The sequence below is a fragment of the Butyricimonas sp. RTP31003st1_G1_RTP31003_210430 genome (genome assembly GCF_040920905.1).
In the GTDB taxonomy this organism is placed as follows: domain Bacteria; phylum Bacteroidota; class Bacteroidia; order Bacteroidales; family Marinifilaceae; genus Butyricimonas; species Butyricimonas paravirosa.
This window is the reverse complement of sequence record NZ_JBCOSQ010000133.1, coordinates 1-3,172: the sequence shown is the minus strand read 5'-3', so window position 1 is coordinate 3,172 and position 3,172 is coordinate 1. Positions and strand designations below refer to the sequence as shown.

Sequence of the window (3,172 nt, the reverse complement as noted above, 5' to 3'; positions counted from 1 at the left end):
CAATTAAGGTAATTAATCATTCTGGAATTCAAATCGTTATAAAGAATTTACCAACTATTTTTGGCCACATGGCCTTTAAGTATCATATCAATTCAAATCCCACAATATCAGGACCGTTATCATCTTTTTTCTTCGTTTCATCATTTTCAGATAAGACATTTTCTTCGGAGGCATCCCGTGGTTCTTCCGTTATTTTTTCTTCTATTAATACTGTTGTGGGGGCTGTAGTTTCAGACTCCTCTATTACGGGTGTAATTTCTTGCCCTTCTTGTAAAGTCGGTTCGGTGTGAGAGAGAATTTCCGGATCTTCATTTAAAGAAATAACTTCATGTACAACTGTTGGTTCCTCTATCTTTTCCGTAGAACTCTCAATATCAATAACGGAATTTTCTGAGATGATTGTTGTCATGGCTGCTTGGTTTTCTGCAAACGAAAAATCTTCTTGAAGAACACCGTTTTCACATCGGAATACTTTTCCTGGAAAATGTTTTATTAGGTCATATTGGTGAGTGGCGATAACGACAGTCTTGCCACTATCGCAGATGTCTTTCAATAGTTCAACCAATCGATAGGAAGTTTCCGGGTCAATGTTTCCGGTAGGCTCGTCAGCCAGGATGATAGGAGGGGCATTTAGCAATGCTCGGGCAAGTACGATGCGTTGTTGTTCACCGCCGGACAATTGGTGTGGGAATTTATCTCGTTTGTCAGGAAGTTCGACTTTATCCAACACTTCGTTTATCCTTTCCTTGATTGCTTTCTTATCTTTCCAGCCTGTGGCTTTCAGCACGAATTCCAAGTTTGCGTAAACATTCCTGTCTGTCAGTAATTTAAAATCCTGGAACACAATCCCGCATTTGCGTCGTAAGTAAGCAATTTGTGATTTCTTGATCTTACTCAGTTGGTAACCGGCAACCTCTCCTTTACCGTAAATAAGGGGGAGTTCGGCATATAATGTTTTGAGCAAAGATGTTTTCCCGCTCCCGACTTTACCGATCAGGTAAACGAATTCACCTTCTTTGATCTCTAGGGATACATCTTTGAGAATCGTGTTTTTTTGTTGCCGGATGACGGCGTTTTCCAGTTTTATAATTGCTTCCACCTTATTAATTTTAGATTTAATGATTTTGGATTTTAGATTCCAACCGCACAAGGTCACCGTTTTGTAATCACTGAATCTTTTCAATTTTCCATTTATAGTTCCTTTAGTCCTTTGATGTTTGCTTCCGGATCGGGAGAGTTGAAAACGAAACTACCTGCTACCAGGGCATCGGCTCCGGCATTTACCAAGCGTTTTCCGGTTTCGAAATTAACCCCGCCGTCAATCTCGATAAGGGTATGGGAGTTGGATTCCATAATCAATTTCTTCAGTTTGTCAACTTTATTGATAGTCTGTTCAATGAAAGTCTGTCCCCCGAATCCCGGATTAACACTCATTAATAAAACAACATCAATATCCTCGATAACATCTTCCAATAGAGAGACCGGGGTATGTGGGTTCAGTGAAACTCCGGCTTTCATGCCCTGTGCTTTTATTTGCTGGATAGTGCGGTGCAGGTGAGTACACGCTTCGTAATGCACGGTCAATATGTCTGCTCCGGCTTTATGAAAAGCCTCCACGTAACGTTCTGGTTGCACAATCATTAAATGTACATCCAGTGGTTTCGTGGCCATTTTCTTTATTTGGGAAACTACTGGAAGTCCGTAAGATATATTAGGGACGAATACGCCATCCATGATATCCAAGTGAAACCAATCGGCTTGGCTATGGTTGACCATTTCAATATCTTTTGATAGATGCAGAAAATCTGCAGATAATAGCGAGGGAGAAACAATAACGCTCATTTTAAAGAGTTTAAAATTTAGAATTTGAATTATTTGTACCAGCTAGCATACATGGAATAGGAATTCACGATTCTTTCCACTTCGTCACGTAAGAGTTCCGGACCCATTTGTTTCAATTTTTTAGCGGGAGCTCCGGCATATACCCAACCGGATTCAACAACGGTACCTTTCGTCACCACACTACCGGCTGCCACGATGGAATTACTTTCAATGACAGCGTTGTCAAGAACGATAGCACCCATGCCGATCAGTACGTTATCATGAATCGTGCATCCGTGAACCACGGCATTGTGGGCGATAGAAACGTTATTCCCGATATTAGTCGGAGATTTTTGATAGGTAGCGTGTATTGTTGCGTTATCTTGAATGTTTACTTTGTTGCCTATTTTAATATAATGTACATCACCTCTCAGAACAGCTCCGTACCATATACTACAATCGTCACCCATCTCCACGTCGCCAATAACAGCGGCATTTTCAGCTAAAAAACAATTCTTACCGAATTTCGGCGTGTGTCCATTTAATTCTCTGATTATTGCCATAATATAATTGAAAATTGAGAGTTGAAAAATGGAAAATGAAATTCAATTTTCAACTTCCCGGTTTGTAAACTAATTTAACGTGTCGAAATTACGAAATATATGGCAGAAAACAAGAGGGGATGGTCTTTTTAAAGATTTCATTCTTGAGGCTGGAAAAATTTCTCTGATTTTTTTTGCTTTTAGAAAAAAGGTGTTACTTTTGCATCGCAGTTGGGAATAACCCACGCTAGAGTTCTTAATTGGAATAGTAAATGCGAAAATAGCTCAGTTGGTAGAGCATAACCTTGCCAAGGTTAGGGTCGCGGGTTCGAGTCCCGTTTTTCGCTCGCTTTTAAATGCGAAAGTAGCTCAGTTGGTAGAGCACGACCTTCCCAAGGTCGGGGTCGCGGGTTCGAGCCCCGTTTTTCGCTCGTCGCTTGAAACGTGTCAATTATTTGGCACGTTTTTTTTTATTCAATTCATATTCCGATTCCCTGTTTGGGCGCATGGTAAAAAAAGAGATAGTGTCTCAAAAAGATAGTGTTTCAAAAAGTGTGTAAATTCCGAATTGATTATTTTTGTGATAGTGTTTCAAAAAGTGTGTAAATTCCGAATTGATTATTTTTGTAATGCAATTTTCAAAAATGGATAATTATGGAATTTACACATGAACAAATCTCGGAAATAATTTCCGAAATCACAAACGGGGAACTAGGTTTACAAGGCTTGGTCAAACAAGGTTTAGAGAGTTTAATGTTATCGGAACGTGATCTTCATAACGAGACACGTGGTGACGTGAGTAACGGTTT

Annotated in this window: 2 protein-coding genes, 2 tRNA genes and 1 pseudogene; 2 read left to right on the top strand and 3 right to left on the bottom strand. The window is 39.8% G+C overall.

What is annotated here, in order from left to right:
• Positions 1–460: 460 nt before the first annotated feature.
• The 3 genes and pseudogenes from AB5542_RS21160 to AB5542_RS21150 form a co-directional block, all read right to left on the bottom strand.
• Positions 461–1,108 (bottom strand): annotated as a pseudogene (locus AB5542_RS21160) (cell division ATP-binding protein FtsE); the annotation flags it as partial.
• Between the two features lie 83 nt (positions 1,109–1,191).
• On the bottom strand, positions 1,192–1,842 hold the full coding sequence (rpe, locus tag AB5542_RS21155) for a ribulose-phosphate 3-epimerase (protein ID WP_118302418.1): 651 nt from the start codon (positions 1,840–1,842) through the stop codon (positions 1,192–1,194).
• A 29-nt stretch (positions 1,843–1,871) separates the two neighbouring features.
• On the bottom strand, positions 1,872–2,384 hold the full coding sequence (locus AB5542_RS21150) for a gamma carbonic anhydrase family protein (protein ID WP_087420195.1): 513 nt from the start codon (positions 2,382–2,384) through the stop codon (positions 1,872–1,874).
• Positions 2,385–2,637: 253 nt separating this feature from the next.
• On the opposite strand from AB5542_RS21150, the gene AB5542_RS21145 reads away from it, so the two are divergent.
• Together AB5542_RS21145 and AB5542_RS21140 are read left to right on the top strand one after the other, a co-directional pair.
• Positions 2,638–2,710, top strand: a tRNA-Gly gene (locus AB5542_RS21145).
• A gap of 11 nt (positions 2,711–2,721) precedes the next feature.
• Positions 2,722–2,794, top strand: a tRNA-Gly gene (locus AB5542_RS21140).
• Positions 2,795–3,172 lie beyond the last annotated feature (378 nt).

Excerpts from the sequence above, each read along its gene's own strand:
- rpe (WP_118302418.1), bottom strand. The coding sequence starts at position 1,842 with ATGAGCGTTATTGTTTCTCCCTCGCTATTATCTGCAGATTTTCTGCAT.
- AB5542_RS21150 (WP_087420195.1), bottom strand. The coding sequence starts at position 2,384 with ATGGCAATAATCAGAGAATTAAATGGACACACGCCGAAATTCGGTAAG.